This is a genomic window from Pantoea sp. VS1 (assembly GCF_002207995.1).
Taxonomy (GTDB): Bacteria; Pseudomonadota; Gammaproteobacteria; order Enterobacterales; family Enterobacteriaceae; genus Pantoea; species Pantoea dispersa.
The window spans coordinates 236,174-262,315 of sequence record NZ_NHZE01000005.1 but is presented as its reverse complement, the minus strand read 5'-3'; the positions used below and the strand labels follow the sequence as shown (position 1 = coordinate 262,315).

General features: G+C 60.2%; 25 protein-coding genes and 2 pseudogenes. 14 read left to right on the top strand and 13 right to left on the bottom strand.

Annotation, left to right across the window (positions count from 1 at the left end; genetic code table 11):
* Positions 1-9: 9 nt before the first annotated feature.
* The 5 genes from CBW22_RS03600 to lafU all read right to left on the bottom strand — a co-directional run bounded on the left by CBW22_RS03600 (position 10) and on the right by lafU (position 5,070).
* Positions 10-810, bottom strand: a complete 801-nt coding sequence (locus tag CBW22_RS03600; RefSeq protein WP_058759558.1) for a transglutaminase family protein — start codon at positions 808-810, stop codon at positions 10-12.
* A complete protein-coding gene (locus tag CBW22_RS03595) occupies positions 807-1,736 on the bottom strand; it encodes an alpha-E domain-containing protein (RefSeq protein WP_088516039.1) in 930 nt (309 codons plus the stop codon). The genes CBW22_RS03600 and CBW22_RS03595 overlap by 4 nt, the downstream gene beginning before the upstream one ends.
* Complete coding sequence (locus CBW22_RS03590) at positions 1,730-3,169, bottom strand: circularly permuted type 2 ATP-grasp protein (protein ID WP_058770669.1); 1,440 nt, start codon at positions 3,167-3,169, stop codon at positions 1,730-1,732. The genes CBW22_RS03595 and CBW22_RS03590 overlap by 7 nt, the downstream gene beginning before the upstream one ends.
* A 125-nt stretch (positions 3,170-3,294) precedes the next feature.
* A complete protein-coding gene (locus tag CBW22_RS03585; protein ID WP_021507674.1) occupies positions 3,295-3,897 on the bottom strand; it encodes a hypothetical protein in 603 nt (200 codons plus the stop codon).
* A 258-nt stretch (positions 3,898-4,155) separates the two neighbouring features.
* The gene (gene lafU, locus CBW22_RS03580) at positions 4,156-5,070 is read right to left on the bottom strand and encodes a putative lateral flagellar export/assembly protein LafU (RefSeq protein WP_088516086.1); all 915 of its coding nucleotides are present in this window, start codon (positions 5,068-5,070) and stop codon (positions 4,156-4,158) included.
* On the opposite strand from lafU, the pseudogene CBW22_RS03575 reads away from it, so the two are divergent.
* Both CBW22_RS03575 and CBW22_RS03570 read left to right on the top strand, forming a co-directional pair.
* Positions 5,042-6,757: pseudogene (locus CBW22_RS03575) on the top strand (flagellar biosynthesis protein FlhA); the annotation flags it as partial. The gene lafU and the pseudogene CBW22_RS03575 overlap by 29 nt on opposite strands.
* Before the next feature lie 102 nt (positions 6,758-6,859).
* Entirely contained in the window at positions 6,860-7,342 is a 483-nt protein-coding gene (locus CBW22_RS03570) for a YlaC family protein (RefSeq protein ID WP_021507677.1), read from the top strand.
* A gap of 163 nt (positions 7,343-7,505) precedes the next feature.
* Here CBW22_RS03570 and miaE read toward each other — a convergent pair whose 3' ends face one another.
* Entirely contained in the window at positions 7,506-8,267 is a 762-nt protein-coding gene (gene miaE, locus CBW22_RS03565; RefSeq protein ID WP_088516037.1) for a tRNA isopentenyl-2-thiomethyl-A-37 hydroxylase MiaE, read from the bottom strand.
* A gap of 56 nt (positions 8,268-8,323) precedes the next feature.
* A complete protein-coding gene (gene rraB / locus CBW22_RS03560) occupies positions 8,324-8,743 on the bottom strand; it encodes a ribonuclease E inhibitor RraB (protein ID WP_010615961.1) in 420 nt (139 codons plus the stop codon).
* Between the two features lie 162 nt (positions 8,744-8,905).
* On the opposite strand from rraB, the gene argF reads away from it, so the two are divergent.
* From argF to ridA, 4 genes are all read left to right on the top strand, one after another.
* Positions 8,906-9,913 carry an ornithine carbamoyltransferase gene (gene argF / locus CBW22_RS03555; RefSeq protein ID WP_021507679.1) on the top strand — a complete coding sequence of 336 codons (1,008 nt, stop codon included), beginning with the start codon at positions 8,906-8,908 and terminating at the stop codon, positions 9,911-9,913.
* 241 nt (positions 9,914-10,154) lie between these two features.
* Positions 10,155-11,090: an aspartate carbamoyltransferase gene (gene pyrB, locus CBW22_RS03550; RefSeq protein WP_058770675.1), complete on the top strand. Its 936-nt coding sequence runs from the start codon at positions 10,155-10,157 to the stop codon at positions 11,088-11,090.
* A gap of 11 nt (positions 11,091-11,101) precedes the next feature.
* Complete coding sequence (gene pyrI, locus CBW22_RS03545) at positions 11,102-11,566, top strand: aspartate carbamoyltransferase regulatory subunit (RefSeq protein WP_010615964.1); 465 nt, start codon at positions 11,102-11,104, stop codon at positions 11,564-11,566.
* Between the two features lie 78 nt (positions 11,567-11,644).
* Positions 11,645-12,031, top strand: coding sequence for a 2-iminobutanoate/2-iminopropanoate deaminase (gene ridA / locus CBW22_RS03540; RefSeq protein WP_010615965.1), 387 nt, complete (start codon positions 11,645-11,647; stop codon positions 12,029-12,031).
* 112 nt (positions 12,032-12,143) lie between these two features.
* Here the strand turns inward: ridA and CBW22_RS03535 are convergent, their stop codons facing one another.
* A complete protein-coding gene (locus CBW22_RS03535; protein ID WP_088516036.1) occupies positions 12,144-14,528 on the bottom strand; it encodes a beta-N-acetylhexosaminidase in 2,385 nt (794 codons plus the stop codon).
* A gap of 278 nt (positions 14,529-14,806) precedes the next feature.
* On the opposite strand from CBW22_RS03535, the gene nrdD reads away from it, so the two are divergent.
* Positions 14,807-16,945 (top strand): anaerobic ribonucleoside-triphosphate reductase, encoded by a 2,139-nt coding sequence (gene nrdD, locus CBW22_RS03530; protein ID WP_088516035.1) that lies wholly within the window; start codon positions 14,807-14,809, stop codon positions 16,943-16,945.
* A pseudogene (nrdG, locus tag CBW22_RS03525) lies at positions 16,942-17,406 on the top strand (anaerobic ribonucleoside-triphosphate reductase-activating protein); the annotation flags it as partial. The gene nrdD and the pseudogene nrdG, both read left to right, overlap by 4 nt.
* Here the strand turns inward: nrdG and CBW22_RS03520 are convergent.
* A complete protein-coding gene (locus CBW22_RS03520) occupies positions 17,401-18,435 on the bottom strand; it encodes a permease (RefSeq protein WP_088516033.1) in 1,035 nt (344 codons plus the stop codon). The pseudogene nrdG and the gene CBW22_RS03520 sit on opposite strands and share 6 nt — an antisense overlap.
* A gap of 237 nt (positions 18,436-18,672) precedes the next feature.
* Between CBW22_RS03520 and CBW22_RS03515 the strand changes: the two genes are divergently transcribed.
* Positions 18,673-19,194, top strand: coding sequence for a type 1 glutamine amidotransferase domain-containing protein (locus tag CBW22_RS03515; RefSeq protein WP_021507686.1), 522 nt, complete (start codon positions 18,673-18,675; stop codon positions 19,192-19,194).
* Positions 19,195-19,228: 34 nt separating this feature from the next.
* Here the strand turns inward: CBW22_RS03515 and CBW22_RS03510 are convergent, their stop codons facing one another.
* Positions 19,229-19,642, bottom strand: a complete 414-nt coding sequence (locus tag CBW22_RS03510) for a YhbP family protein (protein WP_088516032.1) — start codon at positions 19,640-19,642, stop codon at positions 19,229-19,231.
* 77 nt (positions 19,643-19,719) lie between these two features.
* Between CBW22_RS03510 and CBW22_RS03505 the strand changes: the two genes are divergently transcribed.
* The gene (locus CBW22_RS03505) at positions 19,720-20,007 is read left to right on the top strand and encodes a GIY-YIG nuclease family protein (RefSeq protein WP_021507688.1); all 288 of its coding nucleotides are present in this window, start codon (positions 19,720-19,722) and stop codon (positions 20,005-20,007) included.
* On the opposite strand, the gene CBW22_RS03500 is transcribed toward CBW22_RS03505, so the two are convergent.
* Both CBW22_RS03500 and ubiT read right to left on the bottom strand, forming a co-directional pair.
* On the bottom strand, positions 19,991-20,497 hold the full coding sequence (locus CBW22_RS03500) for a GNAT family N-acetyltransferase (protein WP_021507689.1): 507 nt from the start codon (positions 20,495-20,497) through the stop codon (positions 19,991-19,993). The two genes, CBW22_RS03505 and CBW22_RS03500, sit on opposite strands and share 17 nt — an antisense overlap.
* A complete protein-coding gene (gene ubiT, locus CBW22_RS03495; protein ID WP_058759570.1) occupies positions 20,491-21,015 on the bottom strand; it encodes a ubiquinone anaerobic biosynthesis accessory factor UbiT in 525 nt (174 codons plus the stop codon). Before ubiT ends, CBW22_RS03500 begins: the two co-directional genes overlap by 7 nt.
* Before the next feature lie 205 nt (positions 21,016-21,220).
* On the opposite strand from ubiT, the gene ubiU reads away from it, so the two are divergent.
* The 3 genes from ubiU (at position 21,221) to CBW22_RS03480 (ending at position 24,237) form a co-directional block, all read left to right on the top strand.
* Positions 21,221-22,216: a ubiquinone anaerobic biosynthesis protein UbiU gene (gene ubiU / locus CBW22_RS03490; RefSeq protein ID WP_058759571.1), complete on the top strand. Its 996-nt coding sequence runs from the start codon at positions 21,221-21,223 to the stop codon at positions 22,214-22,216.
* 9 nt (positions 22,217-22,225) lie between these two features.
* Complete coding sequence (locus tag CBW22_RS03485) at positions 22,226-23,110, top strand: U32 family peptidase (protein WP_058759572.1); 885 nt, start codon at positions 22,226-22,228, stop codon at positions 23,108-23,110.
* A 116-nt stretch (positions 23,111-23,226) separates the two neighbouring features.
* The gene (locus tag CBW22_RS03480) at positions 23,227-24,237 is read left to right on the top strand and encodes a luciferase-like monooxygenase (RefSeq protein WP_088516031.1); all 1,011 of its coding nucleotides are present in this window, start codon (positions 23,227-23,229) and stop codon (positions 24,235-24,237) included.
* Between the two features lie 3 nt (positions 24,238-24,240).
* On the opposite strand, the gene CBW22_RS03475 is transcribed toward CBW22_RS03480, so the two are convergent.
* A complete protein-coding gene (locus tag CBW22_RS03475) occupies positions 24,241-25,155 on the bottom strand; it encodes an AraC family transcriptional regulator (protein WP_058770683.1) in 915 nt (304 codons plus the stop codon).
* Between the two features lie 181 nt (positions 25,156-25,336).
* Here CBW22_RS03475 and CBW22_RS03470 point away from each other — a divergent pair, with 181 nt between their 5' ends.
* Entirely contained in the window at positions 25,337-26,083 is a 747-nt protein-coding gene (locus tag CBW22_RS03470; RefSeq protein WP_021507695.1) for an SDR family NAD(P)-dependent oxidoreductase, read from the top strand.
* The last annotated feature ends 59 nt before the right edge of the window (positions 26,084-26,142 follow it).

Below are 26,142 nucleotides of genomic sequence, written 5' to 3'. Positions count from 1 at the left end.
CTGTTCCGATTACTGCTGCCCGTGCACCTGTTGCACCGCAGCCACCGCCAGCATATCTTCACCGCCGCCGCCCAGACGAATGCCGCGCACCGGACAGGCATCGAGATAGTCGACGCCTACCGCCAGCCGCAAATGCTGCCGCGTACTGCGCGTGTTATTGGTGATATCAAAGCTGTGCCAACTGCCATCCAGCCAGGCTTCAACCCAGGCGTGGGTAGCAACGTGTTCAACGTTGTCAGTATACAGATAGCCACTGACGTAGCGCGCCGGGATCCCCAGGCTGCGACAGCAGGCGAGAAACACGTGGCTGTGATCCTGGCAAACGCCGCTGCCGGCAGCAAACACTTTCGCCGCGCTGTCGCTTACCTGCGTGCTGCCGGGCTGGTACGGCATTTTCAGCAGCAGCTCGTCCATCAGTTTTTCCAGGCTGGCGAGCGGTTTCTCCGCCTGCCAGTAGCGCCGGGCGAAGTCGCGGATTGCCCCGTCCGGCTGGGTCAGCGGCGTGGCGCGCAGAAACACCAGCGGCGACAGAGTCGACTGCGGATCCGGCGCCAGCTCGCTGGCATCCAGAATCTCGACCACGCCGCGCGCGGCAATCTCCAGCAGCTGATGCGGCCTGTCCAGCGTCAGCACGTGCAGCACGTTGCCGTAAGCATCCAGCGTGCGCGTCGCCTCACACGGCAGATCGAGCTGCCACGACAGCACCTGCTGGTGCACCGAATTCTGCGGCGTCAGGCGCAGATACTGGGTGCTGAGTTTTACCTGCTGCTCATAGGCGTACCAGGTTTTATGCTCAATGTTCAGTCTCATTTCGCCTCCAGATAGGTGTGATTGATGCTCTCCGCCAGCGCGTTGATGCGGCTGAGAAAATGGTCCAGCCACGGCTGCAGGCCGTCGCGCGTCAGGCTCTCCCAGGTGCTGAAGCGCATCTCCGCCAGCAGAACCGTACTGAAATAGCGCGGGCGATCCTCGCCGCTGCTGCCAATCTGCTCCAGCTGGCTGGCGATCTCTTCAATGCAGGAGTGCAGCGAGCGCGGACTTTCGCTGCGCAGGATCAGCATTTCGTTGACCAGCGGCGGCATCAGCTGCTGCTTAAAGATGGCGTTGTAGGCCTCGCGCGCCGACACCGCGCGCAGCAGGCTGTCGAGGCAGTAATATTCCCGCACCGTGTCGGGATGCTGCTCCAGCAGCTGCTGGTTAACGCTCAGCAGCCGCGCGGTGCCGTCGCTGCGCTCCATCAGCGTGCCAAGCCGGATAAAACGCAGCGCATCGCCGCGCAGCAGCGTGCCGGACATCGCGCCGCGAAACAGATGCGAACGCTCTTTCACCCAGTCAAAGAAGCTGTCGGCACCGGCCGGCGAGATGCCGCGGCGGCGCGTGTTGCGCATCTCAATCCACGTCGAGTTAATGCTTTCCCACACTTCGGATGAGAGGCTGCCGCGCACCGCGTGCGCGTTGTTCCACGCCGCCTGCCAGCAGCTGAAAATACTGCTCGGGTTACGCTCATCCAGCGCGAAGAAGTTAAACAGCTGCGGCATGGTGCAGCGCCCGTTGAGGGTTTCAAATAGCTGACGCGTGCCGGTCAGGTTGAGCGGCAACAGCAGTTCGTCGCCCTGGCGATTGCGCACCGGCATCAGCGACAGGCGATGGGTCACATCCAATACCCGGGCAAGTTGTTCTGCGCGCTCCAGATAGCGCGCCATCCAGTAAAGGCCACTGGCCGTCCGGCTTAGCATGATGTGTCATCCTCCAGCACCCACGTGTCCTTGGTGCCGCCGCCCTGCGACGAGTTCACCACCAGCGAGCCTTCGGTCAGCGCCACGCGCGTCAGGCCGCCCGGCACCAGCCGGATATCCGCGCCGTACAGCGCAAAAGGCCGCAGATCGATATGGCGCGGTGCCAGACCGTTGTCGATAAATGTCGGGCAGGTGGAGAGCGACAGCGTATCCTGCGCGATGTAATTATCCGGCCGCGCCAGCAGCCGTTCGCGAAACTCGCTCAGCTGCTGCTGGCTGGCGACCGGGCCAATCAACATGCCGTAACCACCGGCACCGTGCACCTCTTTCACCACCATCTGCGCCAGATTGGCCAGCACGTAGCTCAGATCCTGCGGCTTGCGGCACTGCCAGGTGGGCACATTGTTGAGGATCGGATCTTCATCAAGGTAGTAGCGGATCATCTCCGGCACGTACGGGTAGATCGACTTGTCATCGGCGACGCCGGTGCCGATCGCATTCGCCAGCACCACATTGCCGGATCGGTATACCGACAGTAATCCCGGCACGCCGAGCATCGAATCCGGCCGGAAGGCGAGCGGATCGAGAAAGGCGTCATCCACGCGGCGATAGATCACATCCACTTTGCACGGCCCGGCGGTGGTACGCATCAGCACCGCGCCGTCTTTGACAAACAGATCGGCGCTCTCCACCAGCTCCACGCCCATCTGCTGGGCGAGAAAACTGTGTTCGAAGTAGGCGCTGTTGAAACGTCCCGGCGTCAGCACCACCACCACCGGATCGTTAACCGGCGAGCTTTCGCGCAGCGTCTGCAGCAGGTGCGACGGATAGCGCTCCACCGGCGCGATATGCTGCGCGGCAAACAGCTCCGGATAGAGGCGCATCATCATTTTGCGGTTTTCCAGCATGTAAGAGACGCCGGATGGCGTGCGCAGATTATCCTCCAGCACGTAATAGTCACCGTCGCTGTTGCGTACCATATCGACACCGGTAATGTGCGCGTAGATCTGGCGATGCAGATCGACATCCTGCATACAGGGCTGATACTGATCGTTAACCAGCACCTGCTCGGCCGGCACGATGCCGGCTTTGAGAATATATTGCTGATGGTAGATATCGTGCAGGAAGGCGTTGAGCGCCTGAACGCGCTGGCGAATGCCGCGTTCCAGCATCGCCCACTCGCTGGCAGGAATGATGCGCGGCACGCTGTCGAACGGGATCAGCCGCTCGGCACCGCCATCGTCACCGTAGACGTTGAAGGTGATGCCAACGCGATGAAACAGCAGTTCTGCCTCTTCACGTTTGCGCGCCACCGCCTCTTTGTCCGCCTGTTGTAACCATTCCCAGTAATGCTGGTAGTGAGCGCGGTGCTGACCGTCGCTCTGCAACATCTCATCGTAGAAGGTTGATGCTATCTGGTCGCGTGCTTTCATGATTTACCCGGCGCTTGTCAGAGGACCTGACTTCTCTCCTGCACAAAGTGTGCCAGAGGCCCGCCGCCGCAACGGCACGCGCGCCCCGAAAGCGGAGCCGCGCCGAATAATCGTTGCCTTGCACCTTACTGGTGCATCAGCTGCTGCGCCACTGGCAGCCAGATTTCGGTCATTGCTCCTTCGCCGCCGGTAAAGGGGTCGCGATCCGGCAGCGGCACGCGCTGAATCTGCTCTTTCGACGCGCGCAGCCGGGAGGGTTCGTCGCGCACGGTTTCCGGTGACATCCCTTCAGGATAGGCGCCAACGGTGAAAAAGTCGTCGGAGGCAAACACCTGTTTATGGCCCACGCCGGCCGGGATCAGCACCGCATCCCCCTCACGCAGCGTCACCATGCGGCCGCTGTCGCCGCCAAACAGCACTTCCGCCCAGCCCGCGCCGACGCCCAGTACCTCATGGGTATTAGGATGATAGTGGGTGTAAGGAAAAATCGGCGCGCGCCACGCTGCAGGCCAGCCGCTGGCGCTAAAGGTTTTTTCAAACCAGGCCGCGCTGTCCTCCTCCTCTTCCGGCACCACGCACGGCCAGATGATCAGCGGCAGCGGATTATTGGGTACACCGCCGGACGGCAGCGATAACATTAAATGCTGCGGGTTACCTGACGATCCCGCGGAAAAGGTACCGGCGGCGAAAGACATCAGTAACAGCAGACTGGAAGATTGGGCAGACATACTCTTTCTCCGGATAGCCACGTTGCCTAATTGTGGCAAAGCCACCGGGCATTGCAATGTGCGCACACCGGCAAAATTCACATAAAAGAATGATTTAGCTTACTAAAGCCAAATTACTTATTAACATATTTAACATTTCGTGGCATGCCATGGCGCGCCTCGTTTACCCGGCGTCTGCCGCAGCTAAAAACAGGCAAAAAAAAACCGGTGGATTTCGCCACCGGTAGAATCAACAGTTGATTCAAAGGCACTGACAGGTTATCGCAGGCGGTCAGCGATGGGTTTCACCACGTTCTCCCCTTCGCGACCATAAAACTGAAACAGCGTCTCGGCTGCCGCCTCGGTGAGCACCATGATTTCAATACGGCGGTTACGTGCGCTGAGCGGATCGGCTTTGTCCAGCGGCATACGGGATGACATGGCATTCACCTGCAGCACGCGCGTGCTTTCCAGCCCGCCGCGCTCCAGCGCGCGCCGCGCCGCCAGCGCACGGTCACCGGAGAGATTCCAGTTGTTGTACGCCGCGTTGCCGCTGTACTGCGCGGCGTCGGTGTGGCCGCTGATCATGATTTTGTTGTCGATACGGTTAAACACCGGACCAAGTTCGGTCAGCAGGCGCTGATAAAACGGCGTCAGCACCGCGCTGCCGCGCGGAAACATCATGCGATCCTGGTCATCCTGAATCAGGATACGCAGCCCCTGCGGCAGGGTTTCCAGCGTCAGCAGGTTCTGGGCGTGATAGCTGTTGATGATGCTCTGGATCTGCTGACGCAGCTGCGCCAGCTCGGCGTCGGAGCGCGACAGCACGCTGTCCAGATCTTCCTTAGGCTGATTGGCGTTGTTGTCGCTGTTTTCCGCGCTGGTGTCACTGACGGTGGCGCCCTCGGTCGGCGGCGCAATCGCCAGCGTTTCACCAATGATGGCGGAGCCGCGTCCGGTTTCGACATCGAACGGATTAAAGCCGGAACCGTTAAACACCGAGGTGCCGTTAAGCTGCGCGACAATCTCCTTACGCTCGTCTTCGGTGACGGCGCCCATGATCCACAGCACCATAAACAGCGCCATCATCGCCAGCGTGAAGTCGGCAAAGGCCACCTTCCATGCGCCGCCGTGAGCCCCGTGATGCGCTTTCCTGCTGCCGCGTTTAATGATCAACTTTGTGGTGGTGACCAAAGGGGCCGAGCGTATTTCTGAAGTGTCGGCGCGCTTTACCCTCGACGCGCTGCCGGGCAAACAGATGGCGATCGACGCCGATCTTAACGCCGGGCTGATTAATCAGGAACAGGCGCGCGTACGGCGTCAGGATGTGGCCAACGAGGCGGACTTCTACGGCGCGATGGACGGTGCCTCTAAGTTTGTGCGCGGTGACGCCGTCGCCGGCATCATGATCCTGCTGATCAACGTGCTGGGCGGCATCCTGATCGGCGTGTTCAAACACGGTTTACCGGCCGGCCAGGCGTTCGAACAGTATGTGCTGCTGACCATCGGTGACGGTCTGGTGGCGCAGATTCCGTCACTGCTGCTGTCGACGGCGGCGGCGATCATCGTGACGCGCATCAGCGACGGCGCTGACATGGGCGAGGACGTGAAGTCGCAGCTGCTGGCGAAACCGGCCACGCTGTATACCGCTGCGGGCGTGATGTTTGTGCTGGCGATTGTGCCCGGCATGCCGCACATGGTGTTCCTCGCCTTCACCGCCCTGCTGCTGTTCGCCGCGTGGCGCCAGAGCCGCGTGGTGCAGAAGCCGACGCAAAGCCATGTCGACATGGAGGCGATCAATCAGGCGCTGGCGCAGCCGGACGAACAGCCGACCATCAGCTGGGACAATATTCCGCTGGTCGAGCCCATCGGCCTTAACCTGGGCTACAAGCTGGTCACGCTGGTGGACAAAGGCAAAGGCGCGCCGCTGACCCAGCGTATGCGCGGCGTGCGCCAGGTGGTGTCGGAAACCAGCGGCGTGCTGCTGCCGGAGATCGCCCTGCGTGAAGATTTCCACTTAAAGCCGTCGCAGTACGCCATCAAGATCAACGGCGTCCGCACTGCCGTGGGCGAAGTGCACGCCGACCGCCTGATGGCGCTGCCGACACCGGATCAGTACGGTGAGATCGACGGCCTGCTGGATACCGATCCCGCGTACGGTATGGCGGTGACCTGGATCCTGCCGGAGCAGAAAGCCAAAGCGCTGAATCTGGGGTATCAGGTAGTCGACTGCGCCAGCGTGGTGGCCACGCACGTCAACAAAGTGGTGCGCGAAAACCTGCCGGAGCTGTTCAATTACGACGATATTACTCAGCTGCATCAGCGGCTGGCGAGCGTGGCGCCGAAGCTGTCAGAGGATCTCAACGCCGCGGTGAACTACAGTCTGCAGCTCAAGGTGTATCGTCTACTGCTCAACGATCAGGTATCGCTCAAGGACATCACCACCATTGCCACCACGCTGCTGGAGAGCGTGGCGATCACCAAAGATCCGATCCTGCTGACCTCCGACGTGCGTTACGCGCTGCGCCGCGCCATGGTGGCGGCGATTGCGCCGGACAACAAACCGCTGTCCGCCTATACGCTGGATAACAACCTGGAAAACCTGCTGCTGGCAGCGCTCAATCAGGCGCAGCAGGGCGGCAAAGTGGCGCTGGACAGCTTCCCGGTCGACCCTAACATTCTCACCCAGCTGCAGAGCACGCTGCCGGTGATGATGGAGCAGCTGAAAGCGCAGAACCTGACGCAGGTGCTGCTGGTGACGCCGCAGCTGCGGCCGCTGATTGCGCGCTACGCCCGGCTGTTCGCCAGCGGGCTGAATGTGCTGTCGTATAACGAGGTGCCGGACGATGCCAATCTGCAGATTGTCGGGCAGGTGAGCTGATGCGTTACGGAAAACTGTTATAAAAAAACACCGCTGATCTGTCTCTGCCGCCCTTCACTGTTATGTGGTTTACTGGCAGGCAGTGATATTCAGAGGTGAATAATGGACGCGATTAAACAAATTCTGATCGATGAAATCGACACGCTCAACCGCGAAGAGCGGCGCGATAATCTGCCGCGTTTTAGCTTTAACTTCCTGAAAACCCATCCGGGGCTGTGGGGCGTGATGTACCTGTGCTACGGCCTGTGCGTGGCGCTGATTTTCTCGACCGAGATGCTCGGCTGGCCGGCCTTCTGGTTCGCCACGGTGTTCGTGCTGGTGATGAGTTTTCTGATGCTGCTGGACATCAACCCGAAATACCGCTTTGAGGACATCGATACGCTGGATCTGCGCGTGTGCTACAACGGCGAGTGGTATTACGTGCAGCCGGTCTCACAGCAGGCGCTGGACAAGATCCTGGAGAATCCAGGCACGCCCGAGCGCGTGCGCAGCGGCATCGATCGCCTGATGCAGCAGAAAGGGGAAGTGGATTTTTATGATGTCTACTACCTGACCTGGGGCCATCAGCGCGCCGCGAAGATCTGATCGGGCAAATTCATTGCTGCTTCCATGGTATTTATAAGTCTTTAATGACTCACTGCTTAATGACTACCCCCAGCGTCTTTACACAGAAGGTATGCAAAGATAAGGCGGTTAGTAAGACAACGCCTGAAGGCTGGGTCTGGAAGTTTCGCCAGCGCGCACCAAATCAAAACGCCGGCACGCCGCTGTGAAAGCGCAGCTCAGCGTCCGGTTCGCTGATCAAGCGCGCTTCTGCTGCCCCAATCGCCCGCACGCGCGGTGCGATATCCTTCGGTGAAATCTGTGCCGCCAGCGTCAGGTAATCCTGATAGTGGCGCGCTTCGGAACGCAGCAGTGAGATGTAAAACTTCTCCAGCTGCGCATCCAGATACGGCGCCAGGCTGGCGAAGCGCTCGCAGGAACGCGCTTCGATATACGCCCCGCAAATCAGTTTATCCACCAGCGTATCCGGTTCATGGGTAGTCACTTCACGCAGCAGCCCTTTGGCGTAGCGGCTGGCGGTGATCTTGCGATAGGGCAAACCGCGCGCCTGCATGATTTCCCACACCTGATAAAAGTGGTGCAGCTCCTCTTTGATCAGCAGCACCATCTTTTCCACCATCTCATCAGCCCACGGCAGTTCATTGCGCACAATAATGCTTTTGCTGAGATTCTTGTGGGCATTGATAAAATCGCTGTCGTGATTCTCGCCGAAAATAAAATCTTCGTACGGCTGCAGCCACGCCAGAATCGCGTCGCCACTGGGTTTATCCGCGACGTATTTGCGAATCAGCCACACCGCGGTCTGCGCCGCTTTCAACTCGCATACCATGTGATCGGTAAGCAGCAGCGTGAGATTTTCCGGCTTGCGCGCTTCATCAATCCACGCCTGCGGCGTGCGGCACTGTAAAAACTGGTGAATGGGGTCTAATAGCGAAGCGTAATTCATCGGAGGTTCTTTGCTGGCAGGAAAATTACCGGGCGGCACGTGCCGCCCGTCAGGGCTTAGTGACGCACACCGTCATCGTCTTCGTCGTCGATCTCTTCGCCGTCGTCTTCATCTTCGGCATCCGGATCTTCAAAGTAGGTGCCCCAGCCGTCGTAATCGACGTTGTATTTCCCGACCAGATTCACCAGCTGCTCGACCTGCGCGTCAATCAGCTCCGGCTTCAGCGCCGATTCGCTCAGGATGTCGACGCACATCACGGTGCTGCCGTCTTCCAGCTCCAGCTCTTCCGGCTCGGTGACTTCATAGCCCAGCTTGAACGCGTCAACCGCGGCCTTCTCCAGCGAGTCGAAGTTGTTGCAGGAGAGATGATGCTCGATGGTGTAAAGCGCATCCGGATCGCTGCCGTCTTCCAGCAACTCTTCAATGATCAGGCGCGTCTCTTCGCGCTGTTCTTCCAGCAATGCTTCGTATGCCATGGGCGTGTCCTCAAAATGGTGGCAGTGAATGCAATTATTTTCCCACACTGCCTCGCGCGCCACTACACAAAACAGAAAGTTTCTTATCGCTGGGGTTGAAAATGCATATTCATACGGTTAGATTGAATTTTAATTCATTATTGATGTAATGCGGAGCGCAGTATGAGTCAGCTGTATTCGAGACATTTCCTGAGATTGCTGGATTTCACCCCAGCCGAAATCACCGGTTTGTTATCACTCGCCAGTGAATTAAAACAGGCAAAGAAAAACGCCAGCGAAACCCAGTACCTGAAAGGCAAAAACATCGCGCTCATCTTCGAAAAAGACTCGACCCGTACCCGATGCTCTTTCGAAGTTGCCGCCTACGATCAGGGCGCTAACGTCACCTATCTCGGCCCGAGCGGCAGCCAGATCGGCCATAAAGAGTCGATGAAAGACACCGCGCGCGTACTGGGACGCATGTATGACGGCATTCAGTATCGCGGCTACGGTCAGGCGCTGGTAGAGACGCTGGCCGAATATGCCGGCGTGCCGGTGTGGAACGGCCTGACCACCGAGTTCCATCCGACGCAGCTGCTGGCTGACCTGCTGACTATGCAGGAGCATCTGCCGGGCAAAGCGCTGAGCGAGATGACGCTGGTGTACGTTGGCGATGCGCGCAACAACATGGGCAACAGCATGCTGGAAGCGGCGGCGCTGGTGGGGCTGGATCTGCGGCTGGTGGCACCGAAAGGCTGCTGGCCAGAAGAGGAGCTGGTGGCGCAGTGCCGCGCGGCAGCGCAGCACACCGGCGGCAAAATCACCCTGACAGAAGAGATTGCCGAAGGCGTGCAGGGTGCTGATTTCATCTATACCGACGTCTGGGTATCAATGGGCGAAGCGAAATCGGTGTGGGAAGAGCGCATCGCCCTGCTGCGTCCCTATCAGGTGAACAGCGCGATGCTGGCGCTGACCGGCAATCCGCAAGTGAAATTCCTGCACTGCCTGCCCGCGTTTCATGATGACCAAACCACGCTCGGACGGCAGATGGCCGAACAGTATGGTCTGCACGACGGCATGGAAGTCAGCAACGAGGTGTTTGAATCCGACCATAGCGTGGTGTTTGACCAGGCGGAAAACCGCATGCATACCATTAAAGCGGTGATGGTGGCGACGCTGAGTCAGCGCTAAGCCTGCGCGGCGCAAACGTTTACCTCGCGCGTGATTTCTGCTTGATGCGGCTCAGTGAATGCGTATAATGCGCCACAATTTGCCGGAGGAAACATGCAACAGCGCAGCGCACAATTTGCCGCTCCCGTACGCCTGAATGCAGGCGGCGCACCTGTTTCTTTCCGTCATTCATCGATCGCCAGAAAGCCCCTGTAAAGGGGCTTTTTTTTGTCCGCAATCCGGCAGCGCAGAGGAGAGAGCTATGGCCAACCCGCTATATCGCAAGCACATTATTTCCATCAACGACCTCAACCGCGATGAGCTGGAGCTGGTGCTGCATACCGCCGCCCAGCTGAAAGCCCATCCGCAGCCGGAGCTGCTGAAACACAACGTTATCGCCAGCTGCTTCTTTGAGGCTTCAACGCGCACCCGCCTGTCGTTTGAAACCGCGATGCACCGGCTGGGCGCGTCGGTGGTGGGGTTTGCCGACGGCAGCAACACCTCGCTGGGCAAGAAAGGGGAAACCCTCGCCGATACCATCTCGGTGATTGGCACCTATGTGGATGCCATTGTGATGCGCCATCCGCAGGAAGGCGCGGCGCGGCTGGCCACGGAGTTTTCGGGCGGCGTGCCGATCCTTAACGCCGGCGACGGCGCCAACCAGCACCCGACGCAGACGCTGCTCGATCTGTTCACCATCCGGGAAACCCAGAGCCGCCTCGATAACCTCAACGTGGCGATGGTCGGCGACCTGAAATATGGCCGCACCGTGCATTCGCTGACCCAGGCGCTGGCGAAGTTCAGCGGCAACCGCTTCTACTTCATCGCACCGGATGCACTGGCGATGCCGTCCTACATCACCGATATGCTGGATGAACAGAACATTGCCTGGTCGCGCCACGACAGCATCGAAGAAGTGATGCCGGAGCTGGATATTCTCTACATGACGCGCGTACAGAAAGAGCGTCTCGATCCCTCAGAGTATGCCAACGTGAAAGCGCAGTTCATCCTGCGGGCAGCCGACCTGGCCGGTGCGCGCGATAACATGAAGGTGCTGCATCCGCTGCCGCGCATTGATGAGATCACCACCGATGTCGACAGCACGCCGCACGCCTGGTATTTCCAGCAGGCCGGCAACGGCATCTATGCCCGCCAGGCCCTGCTGGCGCTGGTACTGAATAGCGAACTGGCACTGTAAGGAGCAGAACGATGACCCACGATAACAAACTTCAGGTTGAAGCCATCAAACGCGGCACGGTGATCGACCATATTCCGGCGCAGGTCGGCTTTAAGCTACTGTCACTGTTCCGCCTCACCGAAACCGATCAGCGCATCACCATCGGCCTTAATCTGCCGTCGGGCGAGATGGGGCGTAAAGATCTGATCAAAATCGAAAATACTTTTCTGACCGATGACCAGATCAATCAGCTGGCGGTGTACGCGCCGCACGCCACGGTGAATCGCATTGATGAGTATGAAGTAGTGGCGAAGATCGCACCGACGCTGCCGGAACGCATCGAGCGCGTGCTGACCTGCCCCAACGGCAACTGCATCAGCCGCAGCGAGCCGGTGTTCTCCAGCTTTGCGGTGAAGCAGCGTGACGACGATGTGCACCTGAAGTGTAAATACTGCGAGAAAGAGTTCGCGCGCCACGTGGTGCTCGGTCACTGGTAATCGCCCGTTTCCTCCCTATAATGGGGCGAACATTTTCGCGGCGGGCAAGGGTTCGCCGCGCATGCCTAAGGAGAAACAATGTCTCGCGAAATCAGTACTGAAAAAGCCCCGGCAGCGATTGGCCCGTACGTCCAGGGCGTGGATCTCGGCAGCATGATCATCACCTCCGGCCAGATCCCGGTCGATCCGGCCACCGGTGCGGTTCCGGACGACATCGCCGCGCAGGCGCGTCAGTCGCTCGAGAATGTGAAGGCGATTGTGCTGGCCGCTGGCCTGCAGGTGGGCGACATTGTGAAGACCACCGTGTTCGTCAAAGACCTGAACGATTTCGCCACGGTCAACGCCACCTATGAAGCGTTTTTTACCGAGCATCAGGCCAGCTTCCCGGCGCGCTCCTGCGTGGAAGTGGCGCGTCTGCCGAAAGACGTGAAGATTGAGATCGAAGCCATCGCGGTACGTCGCTGATTTAGCGGTCATCAATCACACAGCATGCAGGGGGCGTATCCGTGCGCACCTGGCGAGATCGCCAGGTCGTCATCAATGACGACCCTGCATAGTTCGTGACTTCCGATCTTCCCTATCTCGACGATCGCAGCAGTTTCTCCAGCGGTCGCACCAGCGCCAGCACCGTTTCATCCTGCACCTGCGCCGCCGCATCCAGCTGGGCGTGCATCTGCGCCACCTCGCCTGCACCGTAGGCCTGGTTACGCTCCAGTGCGTTCACCAGATCCAGCCCCATCCGGCTCAGCTCTGCGACCTGGCGCACCTGCGGCTGCAGTGCTTTCAGCTGATAATTGCCCAGCACCAGCGGCATCACCGCATCGCTGTTGCGCTGCCAGCGCTGCAGCTGATGGCGCAGGGCGCTGGCGGCAGCATGATCGCCGCGATTGGCAATCAGCGCATCCACCTGCCTATCCAGCAGCCGCACCGGCTCGCTCTCGGCCGGCAGTACGTCCGCCAGCCGGTTCAGCGGCTCAAAATAGTCATAATGCCCGGCCTGAAACTTCAGGTGCTGGCGGGTGTAATATTGCGCGGGTTCCAGCACTTCCGCCAGCACGCGCAGCGGAGTGATATCGCTGCTGTTGGCCAGCCGCATCATCTGCACCTCGGCCTGCTGATGCTGCTGCAGGCCGACCGACACCGTCCCCCAGCGATCAATCGCGCTGAGCCGCTGGTACATATTCTCGCTGTCGGTCACATCCTGCGCCGACCACAGCCGCTCCGCCACCACAAAGGCGCGCGGCCACAGTCGCGTATCAATCACCCGGCTATTCACATTCTCCGCCCACAGCGCCGCTTCACCGCCCAGCAAATCACGCTGCAGCTGAGCGGGCGTGGGCAGTACCGGGGCAATACCGGCCGGTATCTGCGCCAGCCTGCTGCCTGTGGTCGGATAGCGCACGTTGCCCACCAGCACGTAGCCGGTCAGGCTGTCACGCGTCAGCGTCACCACCGGCTGAAACGGCCCCATCCAGCTGTCGACGCTGAAGGTCAGCTGCGTCGGTGATAGCCAGCGAATGTCGCTGACCTGGCGTCGCGCCTTGCCGCTGAAATCGATAAAACCGCGCCAGCCGTTTTTGCTCTCAATCAGAGTGAAACTGCCCTGCACCGCGCTGCCTTTCAGACGCGGCATAGTGAACTGCCAGCTTTGCGCCTGATCGTCGGCGCGCAGTTGATCGACGCCGTTCAGCCCCTGCGGCCAGGGATCATTGCGATAGTGATACGCGGCGCTCTGCGGCTGGTCGAGATAAAAACCGGTGGAAAGAATGCCGCGATACCCCTGCTTTACCACTTCGCTCAGCGCGTCCTGCCCCTGCCACGACTGAATCACAATACTTTTCGGCAGGTCGGGATGGTACACCTCATCCCAGCCAAGCATGCGCCGCTGATGCGCAGCGAGAATCTTCTCAACCCGCTGGTTGAACCACGCCTGCAGCGCATGGGTATCCTGCAGGCCGTGGTCGCGCATAAACTGCTGAATCTTCGGTGAGGCGTTCCACTGACTGGGATCGACTTCATCCCCGCCGATGTGAATGTAGGGATCGGGAAAGATCGCCGCGACTTCGCCGATCAACGTGTCGATAAAGCGAAACACCGCTTCATTGCTGGGATCGAGCAAGGGTTTAAATACCCCCCAGCCGCGCTCCATGGCATATGGCCCCGGCGCGCTCATCAGCTCCGGCATCGCTACGGCCAGGGCGGAAGCATGGCCGGGCAGATCGATTTCCGGCACCACGCGCACGCCGCGCAGAGTGGCATAGTGCACCAGCTCGCGCATTTGCTGCTGGCTGTAGAACAGGCCATCACTGGCCTGCTGCTGCAGCTGCGGATAGTGACTGGAAGCAAAACGCCAGCCCTGATCGTCGGTCAGGTGCCAGTGAAACACATTCATGCGCGCCGCGGCGATACCATCAATCTGCCGCTTGAGGGTTTCCAGCGGCAGGAAGTGGCGCACCGGGTCGATCAGCACGCCGCGCCACGGGAAGCGCGGCCGATCGTCAATGATGACAAAGGGAATTTGCGTGCCGCTGGCGGTGTTGGCGATCAGCTGCAGCAGGGTTTCCATGCCGCGCATCGCGCCAAAACGGGTAGGTGCCTGCAGCAGTACGCCACTGCTACTGACCTCCAGACGGTAGCTTTCGTCGCTGTCCGGTTGCGGTAGCGGATCGACCGCGTCGGCAATCCGGATCTGAATGGCGGGACGATCGCTGGCCGGGCTGGCGGGCAGCAGCGCCCAGCCGGTTTGCCGCGCAATGCGGGCGCGCCAGCGCGCTTCGGCCCCTTCCAGGTGATCGCCGGTGATGTGCAGCGAGAATTGCGGCGTCAGGGTAAACGCGCCACCGCCTGCGGGCTGCGTCACCTGCTGTGGCCACGGCATCAGCGGCAGATCGCCTGCCGGTGCGGCCTGCGTGGAAAACGTCAGGGAACACAAAACGGCCAGCAGCGTACGGGGCAGAAGCATGGTGGGCATCCTTGTAAGGCAAAACGATGGGCCGGAAATGGCGCAAAACGCTCATTAAACCTGTTTCGCAACGCAAAGCAAGTTGCAGCCGGCTGAAGTTTGTGTGGCTTAAAACTTTTCAGTGTAGCGGCTGTTGACCACTGCACGGCTTTCAGGCGCTGGCCGCGCTTCTTTGCGACAGGTCAAAAACAGTGTGATTAATTCCCTCTGAAACACCACATGTTGCGATTACACTCCTTAAAATTATCTACATGTAGTTTCCAGCGGAGAAAGGGAAGATGGCAACGGTAGTGATTAAGCGTGACGGCTGCAGGGTGCCGTTTGATGCCCGGCGCATTGAAGCTGCAGTGCGGGCCGCCGCGCAGGCTGCCCAGGTTGACGACCTGGCCTGGTGCACGACGGTCGCTCAGCAGGTCAGCGCGCAGCTGGCAACCCAGGCTGAGGTCGATATTCGCGACATCCAGTGTGCCGTGGAAGAGGCGCTGATGAGCGGACGCTGGCCGCAGCTGGCGCGCGCCTATATTGAATACCGTCACGACCGCGATCTGGCGCGCGAGCAGCGCGGCAAGCTGCACCATGCCATTCGCGGCCTGGTGGAACAGACCAACGCGGCGCTGCTCAACGAGAACGCCAATAAAGACAGCAAAGTGATCCCGACGCAGCGCGACCTGCTGGCCGGCATCGTGGCCAAACATTATGCCCAGCAGCAGTTGCTGCCGCGCGATGTGGTGCTGGCGCACGAGCGTGGGGAAATCCATTATCACGACCTCGACTACTCTCCCTTCTTCCCGATGTTTAACTGCATGCTGATCGATCTGCACGGCATGCTGACGCACGGCTTCAAAATGGGTAACGCCGAGATTGAACCGCCAAAATCCATCGCCACCGCCACCGCGGTGACGGCACAGATCATTGCGCAGGTCGCCAGCCATATTTACGGCGGCACCACCATTAACCGCATTGACGAAGTGCTGGCACCGTTTGTCACCCTCAGTCTCGACAAGCATCGCCAGATTGCCCGCGAATGGCAGATTGCTGACGTGGAAGCTTACGCACGCGCGCGCACGGAAAAAGAGTGCTACGACGCGTTTCAGTCGCTGGAGTACGAGGTCAATACGCTGCACACCGCCAACGGCCAGACGCCGTTCGTCACTTTTGGCTTTGGCCTCGGCACCGACTGGGCGGCGCGCCTGATTCAGCAATCGATTCTGCGCAACCGCATCGCCGGGCTGGGCAAAAACCATAAAACCGCAGTGTTTCCTAAGCTGGTGTTTGCCATTCGTGAAGGCGTCAATCGCCGCGCCGGCGACATCAATTACGACATCAAACAGCTGGCGCTGGAGTGTGCCAGCAAGCGCATGTATCCGGATATCCTCAACTACGACAAAGTGGTGGAAGTCACCGGCTCGTTTAAAACGCCGATGGGCTGCCGCAGCTTCCTCGGCGTTTACGAGGAAAACGGTGAGCAGATTCATGAGGGCCGTAACAACATCGGCGTGATCAGCCTCAACCTGCCGCGCATTGCGTTAGAAGCTCAGGGAGACGAAGCCCGCTTCTGGACGTTGCTGGATGCGCGTCTGGCGCTGGCGAAGCGGGCGCTGATGACCCGCATTGCCCGGCTGGAAAAAACCAAAGCGCGCGTCGCACCGATTCTTTACATGGAAGGCGCCTGCGGCGTACGGCTCAACGCGGACGACGAGGTGGGCAAGATCTTTCGCAACGGCCGCGCCTCGATCTCGCTGGGCTATATCGGTCTGCATGAAACACTCAACGCGCTAAGCGGCAACGCCGTGCATCCGTATGATGCCGCGCACCTGCGCGCAACCGGCGTGGCGATTGTGACGCATCTGCGCCAGGCGGTGGATGCGTGGAAAGCGGAAACCGGCTACGGCTTTAGCCTGTACAGTACGCCCAGTGAAAACCTGTGCGATCGCTTCTGTCGCCTTGATGCCGCCGAATTTGGCGTAGTGCCGGGCGTGACCGACAAGGGCTATTACACCAACAGCTTCCATCTCGACGTAGAGAAAAAGGTCAATCCCTACGACAAAATCGACTTTGAAGCGCCCTACCCGGCCATCGCTAACGGCGGCTTCATCTGTTACGGCGAATACCCCAACATTCAGCACAACCTGCGGGCGCTGGAGGATGTGTGGGATTACAGCTATGACCGCGTGCCCTATTACGGCACTAATACGCCGATCGATGAGTGCTACGAGTGCGGCTTCAGCGGCGAATTCAGCTGTACCAGCAAAGGCTTTACCTGTCCGAGCTGCGGCAATCACGATCCGGCGCGCGTTTCGGTCACGCGCCGCGTCTGCGGCTATCTTGGCAGTCCGGATGCGCGGCCGTTCAACGCCGGCAAGCAGGAAGAGGTGCAGCGCCGCGTCAAACACCTTGATACCGGACAGCTGGGATGATGCACATTCATCGCTACTACGATGTGGATATCGTGAATGGGCCCGGCACGCGCTGCACGCTGTTCGTCGCGGGCTGCGAACATCAGTGTCGCGGCTGCTACAACCAGAGCACCTGGCGGCCTGACTCCGGCGTGCCGTTTACGCTGGCCATGGAGGAGCAGCTGATTGCCGATCTGCAGGATCGACGCATTCCACGTCAGGGGCTGTCGCTGAGCGGCGGCGATCCGCTGCATCCGCACAATGTGCCGCATATTCGCCGGCTGGTGAAGCGCGTGCGGCGCGACTGTCCGGATAAAGATATCTGGCTGTGGACCGGCTACACCCTGGCGGAGCTGACGGCGGCGCAGCGCGAAGTGATTGCGGAAATCGACGTGCTGATTGATGGACGTTTCATCGAAGCGGAAAAAGATGCGCGGCTGCTGTGGCGCGGCAGCCGCAATCAGACTATCTGGTATCTACGCCAGCCACAGTGCGAGGATGCCGAGCAGCATGCCGCTGACGGCCACGCCGCAGAAGGCGATCCACAACGCGCGCGGCGGGAACGCGCGATGCAGCATCAGTAGCGACGGCACGCTGACCGCGGGCAGCGTCACCAGCAGCGCCAGCGCCGGTGCAATGCCCATGCCCGCCAGCATCATGGTTTGCACGATGGGGATTTCGGCGGCGGTAGGGATCACAAACAGGCAGCCGGCGATGGCCATCAGCATTACCCAGAACAGCGTATTGCCCACCGCGCCGTCCGCGTGCGGAAACAGCCAGACGCGCGCGGCGCCGAGCAGCAGCACCGCCACGATGTAGAGCGGAATGGTGTTACAGAACAGCCGCCACATCACGCGCAGCCAGCGCGTCACAAACCGTTCATGGCTTTCGTGCGGCAACAGCGGCGCGGCAACGGCGGTTTCCGGCACGCTGCGCTGCACCAGCATGGCAATGCCCAGCACCGTCACCCCACCCGCCACCAGCCGAATGGCGGCAAACTGCCAGCCGAGCACAAAGCCCATAAACACCAGCGTTGCCGGATTGAGCAGCGGATTCGCCAGCCAGAACGCCATCGCCGCGCCGCTTGAAACCTGCGCCTGGCGCAGGCCGACGGTCACCGGCGCGGCACAGCAGCTGCACATCATGCCCGGCAGGCCAAAACCGGTGCCAACAAGAGTGGCCCCCAGCCGGTTGCTGCCCATCAGGCGCAGCAGCCAGCGGCGCGGAATCAGCACCTGCACCAGCGAGCCCAGCACCACACCGAGCACCGCGGCTTTCCACACCGCGAGAAAATAGACCATGGCGTAATCCAGCGCGGCGCGCCATGGCGAATCTGCGGCATCGGCAAGAATAGAGCGGCCGATGGAATGGGTTTCTGCAGCCGTGAAGGCTTTGCCATAGTAAGGCTGCCATTTAACGTACCACAGGCCGATAAGCACCACGGCGAGGAACAGCAGCGGTTTCCACCAGGCGAAGCGGGCCGCTGGTGCAGGTGAGGCGAATTGGGTCATAACCGGTTCCGTATTCAACTGAATAACGTATGCCGCGCGGAGGGCGCGACGCAGATCCCACAGTGTTATTCAGGTTATGCCTGTGTGCCAGCGTCGTCACGCTTAAACTTGATCTGTCTCCGGAATTTAACCAATCCCGCCTGCGCCGGCTGGCTTGCGTTTCCGCGCTCAGGGTCCAGACTTGTCTGTTGAAACGTGTCACGCACAGCAGGTGCGTGACCAGCAAGGAGGAGAAAGATGAGCAAGAAAATAGCGGTTCTGATTACCGATGAATTTGAAGACTCAGAGTTTACCTCACCAGCCGAGGCCTTCACCAAAGCGGGCCATGAAGTGGTCACTATTGAGATGCAGGCGGGCAAAACCGTGAAGGGAAAACAGGGCAAAGCCGAAGTCAAAATCGACAAGGATATTGACCATGTCAGCCCGGCCGAGTTCGACGCGCTGCTGCTGCCCGGCGGTCATTCGCCTGACGCGCTGCGCGGTGACGATCGCTTTGTCACCTTCACCAAAGAGTTTGTCGCCAGCGGCAAACCGATTTTCGCCATCTGTCACGGTCCGCAGCTGCTGATCAGCGCGAACGGTGTGCGCGGTCGCAAAATGACTTGCGTGAAAGCTATCGCCATCGATCTGCGTAATGCCGGCGCGGACTTTTACGATAAAGAGGTGGTGGTTGATGATGACAAGCTGGTTACCAGCCGCACGCCTGAAGACCTGCCCGCGTTTAACCGCGAATCCCTGCGCATTCTGAACGCAGCGTAAGGCGGTCGCCCGGTGCGCCTCTGCGCGTGCCGGGCTAACGCTGCCAGACAATCTTTTTGCCAAACCCCAGCGCGTTATCGGTCATTTTCAGCTCATCCAGCGTAATTTCCCACAGCGGCGCGGTGACTTTTTTTGCCACCGGAAAGCGCGACTGATAGGCCTTCAGCGCCTGCGCCTCATCGGTCAGTTGTATACGACCACTATACTGCACGCCTTTAATCAGCAACACCGTTTTCGGCTGGCCGTTCACCGTACCGGCGACGCGTGGATGCCGCGCCATCAGCGCGCCGTGACGCGTATCGGTTTCGGTCATCAGCCAGAACGCCATACGCGCTTCATCGAACACGTAGAAACAGTTGGCGCACCAGAGCGCATCGCCGTCGCTGGCACACAGCGACAGCACGTGCTGCTTTTTCAGATAGCGAATCAGATGAGAATGGTCAGACAAGAGCAACTCCGTGCGTTGATAGCGATGCGGCCGCAGGCGCGTTACACTGCCCGCCAGCACATGAACGAGGTTTGTAAATGGAACAGGGCTGGCAGCTGTATATGCTGCAAACCGCCGCCGGGATGCTTTATACCGGCATCACCACTGACGTCAACCGTCGCCTGCAGCAGCACCAGCAGGGGCGCGGAGCCCGTGCGCTGCGCGGCAAAGGTCCGCTGACGCTGGTGTTTCACTGCGCGGCCGGCGATCGCGCGGCGGCCTCCCGGCTGGAGTATCAGGTAAAACAGCTGAGCCGGGCGCAGAAACTGCTGCTGGTTGCCCAGCAGCCGGCCTGCTTAACGGCGTGGTTTAGTCGATACGATTGAAAGGTGCCGAGAAGGCGATCAGCCCTTCTGCCCCATCGAACGCATCGTCCGCCAGTTTATACACCTGAAACGCCGCTTCGCTGCCGGGCCAGCGGCAGTGCAGGCCGTGACGCGCCGCCGGCTCAAAGCCGAGCGGATTGTAGAACTGCGGATCGCCCAGCACCACCACGGCGCTGTAGCTGAACTCATTGAGCGAATCGAGCCCTTCATACACCAGCTGTTTAGCAATGCCCTGACTGCGTACCGAGGCATCAACCGCAAGCGGCGCCAGCGCCACCCAGTTACGATCCTCGCCCTGCAACGTCACCGGACTGAAGGCCGCATAACCCAGCACCTGGCCTTCGTCATCGGTAGCCACCACGCCCAGCGTGAGTAAACCGTCTTCACGCAGCTGCTGTACCAGTTCCGCTTCGGCTGCGGTGGCAAAACTGCGTTTTAACAGGCTGTCGATGCCTGCCGCGTCCACACCAATTTCAGTACGAATCAACATGAGATCCCCGCGCGCGCCTCAGCGGCCTTCGCGTCCTGTGTCATTCCTGCCTCAACAAAAGCAGCCAGCTGCAGCAACCCCGTGCGCAATGGCGTGGGCATGGCGTCCAGTTCTATGGCATCCATCAGATTCTTCACCTCCAGTCCCAGCTCCGTGTCGCCCTCAATCACCAGACGGCGCTGAAAGAACAACATATCGGGGTCGGCTTTGCGTGCTGCTACCAGCAGCAGATCGTTGGCTTCGCCACGAAACCAGACATCTGCTTCGGCATCGCGCGAAACGGTCAGGCGCCCGTCCTGCAGCGTGGTGATCCAGCGCAGATTGACGTCCGCGATCTCAATGCCGAGATAGCGCCCTTGCAGAAAGTCTAACTCACCTTCAGCCAAAGCATGACGAAATTGCCAGTTTAGGAGTTGTTGCAAAACCGTTTTTTTCACGGCGAATGGTGTTAGCGACACCGGTAAAGCGAGGAATTCCGGCCCTTTTTCAATTAACAGGCCGCGTAAGCGTGCGAACATGCGCTGCACTCCCTTGAGAAAATTTTATCTATATTGCCACATCCGTCGGCTTTCGCCTCAACCGGGATCAAGGAAATCGCCCCGCGTCTGTGCGAAAATTCTCCATTCCGCCCTGGCAATCCCGCTTTCACTGCCTTAAATCAACATTGCTGCACCTGCGCTTCCTTACACTCAACGGCGTTCAGAATCCGGGGGAGGAAATTGTATGGAACTGCTGTGTCCGGCGGGGAATTTACCTGCGCTGAAATCGGCGGTGGAGCACGGCGCTGACGCGGTGTACGTCGGCCTGAAAGATGACACCAACGCCCGCCACTTTGCTGGCCTCAATTTTACCGATAAGAAACTGGCAGAAGCCGCGCGCTTCCTGCATCAGCACCGGCGTAAACTGCACGTGGCGATCAACACCTTCGCCCATCCTGACGGCCTTAACCGCTGGCAAAGCGCCATTGACGTCGCCGCACAGAACGGTGCCGATGCGCTGATTCTGGCCGATATCGCCACGCTGGAGTACGCCGCCAGCCGCTATCCGCAGGTTGAACGTCACCTGTCAGTGCAGGCGTCCGCTACCAATCTGCAGGCCATTCAGTTTTATCACCGCCACTTTGCGCTGAGCCGCGTGGTGCTGCCGCGCGTGCTGTCGATGCACCAGGTGAAGCAGCTGGCGCGCGAAACGCCGGTGCCGCTTGAGGTGTTCGCCTTTGGCAGCCTGTGCATCATGGCCGAAGGCCGCTGCTATCTCTCGTCGTGGCTGACCGGCGAGTCGCCGAACAGCGCGGGCGCCTGTTCACCGGCCAAATTTGTGCGCTGGCAGCAGACGGCACAGGGCATGGAGTCGCGCCTGAACGAAGTGCTGATTGACCGTTACGCCGCCGATGAGAGTGCGGGCTATCCGACGCTGTGTAAAGGACGCTACGAGGTGGATAACCAGCGCTATCACGTGCTGGAAGAGCCCACCAGCCTCAATACCCTGGCGCTGCTGCCGGAGCTGCTGCGCGCCAATATCGCCTCGGTGAAAATTGAGGGACGCCAGCGCAGCCCGGCCTATGTGGCACAGGTGGCGAAAGTGTGGCGTCAGGCGATCGATCGCTGTATGGCCGATCCGCAACAGTTCACGGTGCAGGCGCCGTGGATGCGCGCGCTCGGTGAACTTTCTGAAGGCAGCCAGACCACGCTCGGCGCCTATCACCGCGACTGGCAATAAGGAGACCGTATGAAATATGCCATCGGCCCGGTGCTGTGGTACTGGCCAGCCGCCACGCTGGAGCAGTTTTACCAGCGCGCCGCAGAGAGCAGCGCAGAGATTGTCTACCTTGGCGAAGCGGTGTGCAGCAAACGCCGCGCCACTGCGTTCAGTCAGTGGATGGAGATGGGCCGCACGCTGGCGGCCAGCGGCAAACAGGTGGTGCTGAGCACGCTGGCGCTGCTGCAGTCCCCTTCGGAAGTCAAAGAGCTGCGCCGCTATGTTGAAAACGGTGAGTTCTTACTGGAAGCCAACGATATCGGCACCGTGAACATGGCGGCAGAGCGCAAACTACCGTTTGTCGCCGGTCCTACCCTGAATGTGTATAACGCGCAGACGCTCCAGCTGCTGCTGCAGGAGGGCATGACGCGCTGGTGCATGCCGGTGGAGATGTCACGCGACTGGCTGATTCAGCTGTTGCAGCAGTGCCATGACGCTGGCCTGCGCGATCGGTTTGAGGTTGAAGTGCTCGGCTACGGCCATCTGCCGCTGGCGCTATCGGCGCGCTGTTTTACCGCGCGTTCCGAAAACCGTGCCAAAGATGATTGCCAGACCTGCTGTATTGATTATCCCACCGGGCGCCGCGTGCTGTCGCAGGAGGGCCAGCAGGTATTTGTCCTGAACGGCATTCAGACCATGAGCGGCTACTGTTACAACCTTGGCAACGATCTTGCCGGTATGCATGGCTGGATCGATATTGTGCGCCTGTCGCCGCAGGATGAGAGCACGCTGGCACAGGTTGATCGCTTCCGCGCTAACGAAGCGGGTGAAGCGCCGCTGATGATGGCGCGCGGCAGCGACAGCAACGGTTACTGGCGCCGCCTGGCCGGAATGGCGCTGGATAGCGGCGGTTAAAGGCACATTCCGGCTATATTCCTGCCGTTATTAGCAGTTTTAATATGGGTAATGATGCGTAATACTGACTGGTGCAGGTTTACTTATCACCTGCGCCATCCTTTGCTGGAGTACCCATGTCTGAGAAGAAAACTGTTCGCCTGTCCGTGCTGGATCTGGCCCCCATTCCGCAAGGCTCGTCTGCGCGCGATGCCTTCCATAATTCGCTGGCGCTGGCGCGTCAGGCTGAAGCCCTTGGCTTTCATCGCTACTGGCTGGCCGAACACCACAACATGACCGGCATCGCCAGCGCTGCAACGTCGGTGCTGATTGGCTATCTCGCCGCTAACACCGAAACGCTGCGCCTCGGCTCCGGCGGGATCATGCTGCCCAACCACGCACCGCTGGTGATTGCCGAACAGTTTGGCACCCTGGAATCCCTCTACCCTGGCCGTATCGATCTCGGACTGGGCCGCGCGCCCGGCTCCGATCAGCGCACCATGCTGGCGCTGCGCCGTCATCTTTCGAGCGTCCAGGCCGACAGCTTCCCGGAAGATGTGGCCGATCTGATCCGCTGGTTCGATGCCGAAGAGGGCGAGCATCCGCCGGTGCAGCCGGTGCCTGGCCTCGGGCTGAAAATTCCGGTGTGGCTGCTGGGTTCCAGCCTGTATAGCGCGCAGCTGGCGGCGCAGCTTGGTCTGCCGTTTGCCTTTGCTTCGCACTTCGCGCCAGACCTGCTGTTGCAGGCGCTGCACCTGTATCGCGAAAAATTCCAGCCCTCTGCGCGTCTGGCAAAACCTTACGCTATGGTGTGTGTCAACGTGGTGGCGGCAGACAGCGATCGTGATGCGCGCTTCCTGTTCACCTCGATGCAGCAGCAGTTCATTAATCTGCGTCGCGGCAAGCCCGGCCCGCTGCCGGCGCCGGTGGAGAACATGGATAACCTGTGGTCGCCGTCCGAACAGTATGGCGTGCAGCAGGCGCTGAGCATGTCGGTGGTGGGCGATAAAGATAAAGTGCGCCACGGCCTTGCCGCGCTGCTGCGCGAAACCCAGGCGGATGAGATCATGGTCAACGGCCAGATTTACGATCCGCAGGCGCGCCTGCGTTCGTTCGCGCTGGCGATGGAAGCCGCACGCACGCTGTAAGCCTTACTGCGGTGGGGAGAGTCCTTCCGGCCCCACCGCCATCTTGCGCACATCGCGCGCCGGTGACTGGCCATAAAAACGGCTGTACTCCCGGCTGAACTGCGACGCACTCTGATAGCCCACCCGGTAGCCCGCCGTCCCGGCATCCAGCTTCTCAATCATCATCAGTCGGCGCGCTTCGTTGAGCCGCAGCTGCTTCTGATACTGCATCGGCGTCATCGCCGTAACCGCTTTAAAGTGATGGTGCAGCGATGAAATGCTCATGCCAACGCTGCTGGCCAGCTGATCCACCTTCAGCGGTTGATGAAAGTTTTCGCGCAGCCAGCGCGCCGCGCGCGCCACTTTGTTGCCCGGGCGCTCGGTCAGCGCCATGTTCAGAATGCGCGGCCCTTCCGGCCCGGTCAGCAGGCGATAGAAAATCTCCTGCTCAATCAGCGGAGCCAGCGCGGCGATATCCTGCGGCTGATCCAGCAGCGCCACCAGCCGTATCACCGCATCCACCAGCGGCGGCGCGACTTTATGGACGGTAATGCTGCGTTCGGGGGCAGCGCTGCCAATCTGCTGCGGCGGGAAATGCTCCAGATAGCGCAGCAGGCGCGCTTCGTTGATGGTGATGCCGACGCCAAGACAGGGTTTTTCTGGTGTCGCCAGCACCACGCAGGACTGCACCGGCATGTCCATGGTGACCAGCAGCAGATCGCCCGGCCCGTAATGCATCACATCATCGCCCATGCGCAGTGCTTTCTGGCCCTGGGCCATCAGCGCAAACCCCGCCCAGCTGGCAATGTGCGCCAGGCTGGAGGGATGCGAGCTGCGGCCAAAAGAGAGAAAATCAATCGCGCTGGCGGTACGCCCATCCTGCTGCGCGTGACGGGCAATCATCGCCACCAGCTGCTGCCACTGTTCCTGATGAATCATGCGTTATGCACTCCGCGATGAAAAATCACTGAATCCCCATTCTTACCTGCCGATGCGGTTGCGCCTAGTCCCTGCGCCACAGATTTGCAGGATCGTGCAAAAAGCTTGCAGGATTGCGCTACCGCACAAAGCGGCAACAGCGCATGCTTTACTCACCCGAAATCTCAGGTGGAGAGACACAATGCAAGCACTTGAAGGCAAAATTGCGCTGGTGACGGGCGCGTCGAAAGGCATTGGCGCCGCCATCGCCATGACTTTCGCCGCGGCCGGCGCCCGGGTGGTGGTGAATTATCGTCAGGATGAAGCGGGCGCGGCGGATGTGGTGACCGATATCTGCGCGCTGGGAAGCGACGCCATCGCCGTACAGGCCGATATATCCCGTGAAGCTGACGTGCAGCGCCTGTTCGCCAGCAGTATCGCGCAGTTTGGCGCGCCAGACATCGTGGTCAACAACGCCGGCATGTTTCACCATGGCGACTTCGCCAGCCTCAGCGTCAGCGACATGCAGCAGCAGCTCAACGTCAATCTGCTCGGTACGCTGCTGGTGTGCCAGCAGGCGGCGCAGCATTTCCCGGCGCGCGGCGGCTGTATCATCAACCTCAGCGCGCTGAACAGCCAGCGCAGCCTGCCCGGCTCGGTACTGTGGTCAGCGACCAAAGGCGCAATCGATACCTTAACGCAGGGGCTGGCACGTGAGCTGGGCCCGCGTAATATTCGCGTCAACGCGCTGGCACCGGGCATCATTCTGACCGAAGGACTGCTGGCAGCGAAAAAAATGAATGCAGAATTTAAAGCGCAGCTGATCGCGGCCACGCCGCTGGGACGCTTTGGCCTGCCGGAGGATGTGGCGCAGGTGGCGCTGTTTCTGGCGTCGGAAGAGTCGGCTTATGTTACCGGTGAGCGGGTGCTGATTGCCGGCGGCGTGTAAAGCCCGCGTTACAGACATAAAAAAAGGACGCTTGCGCGTCCTTTTTATTTTTAAGCGAT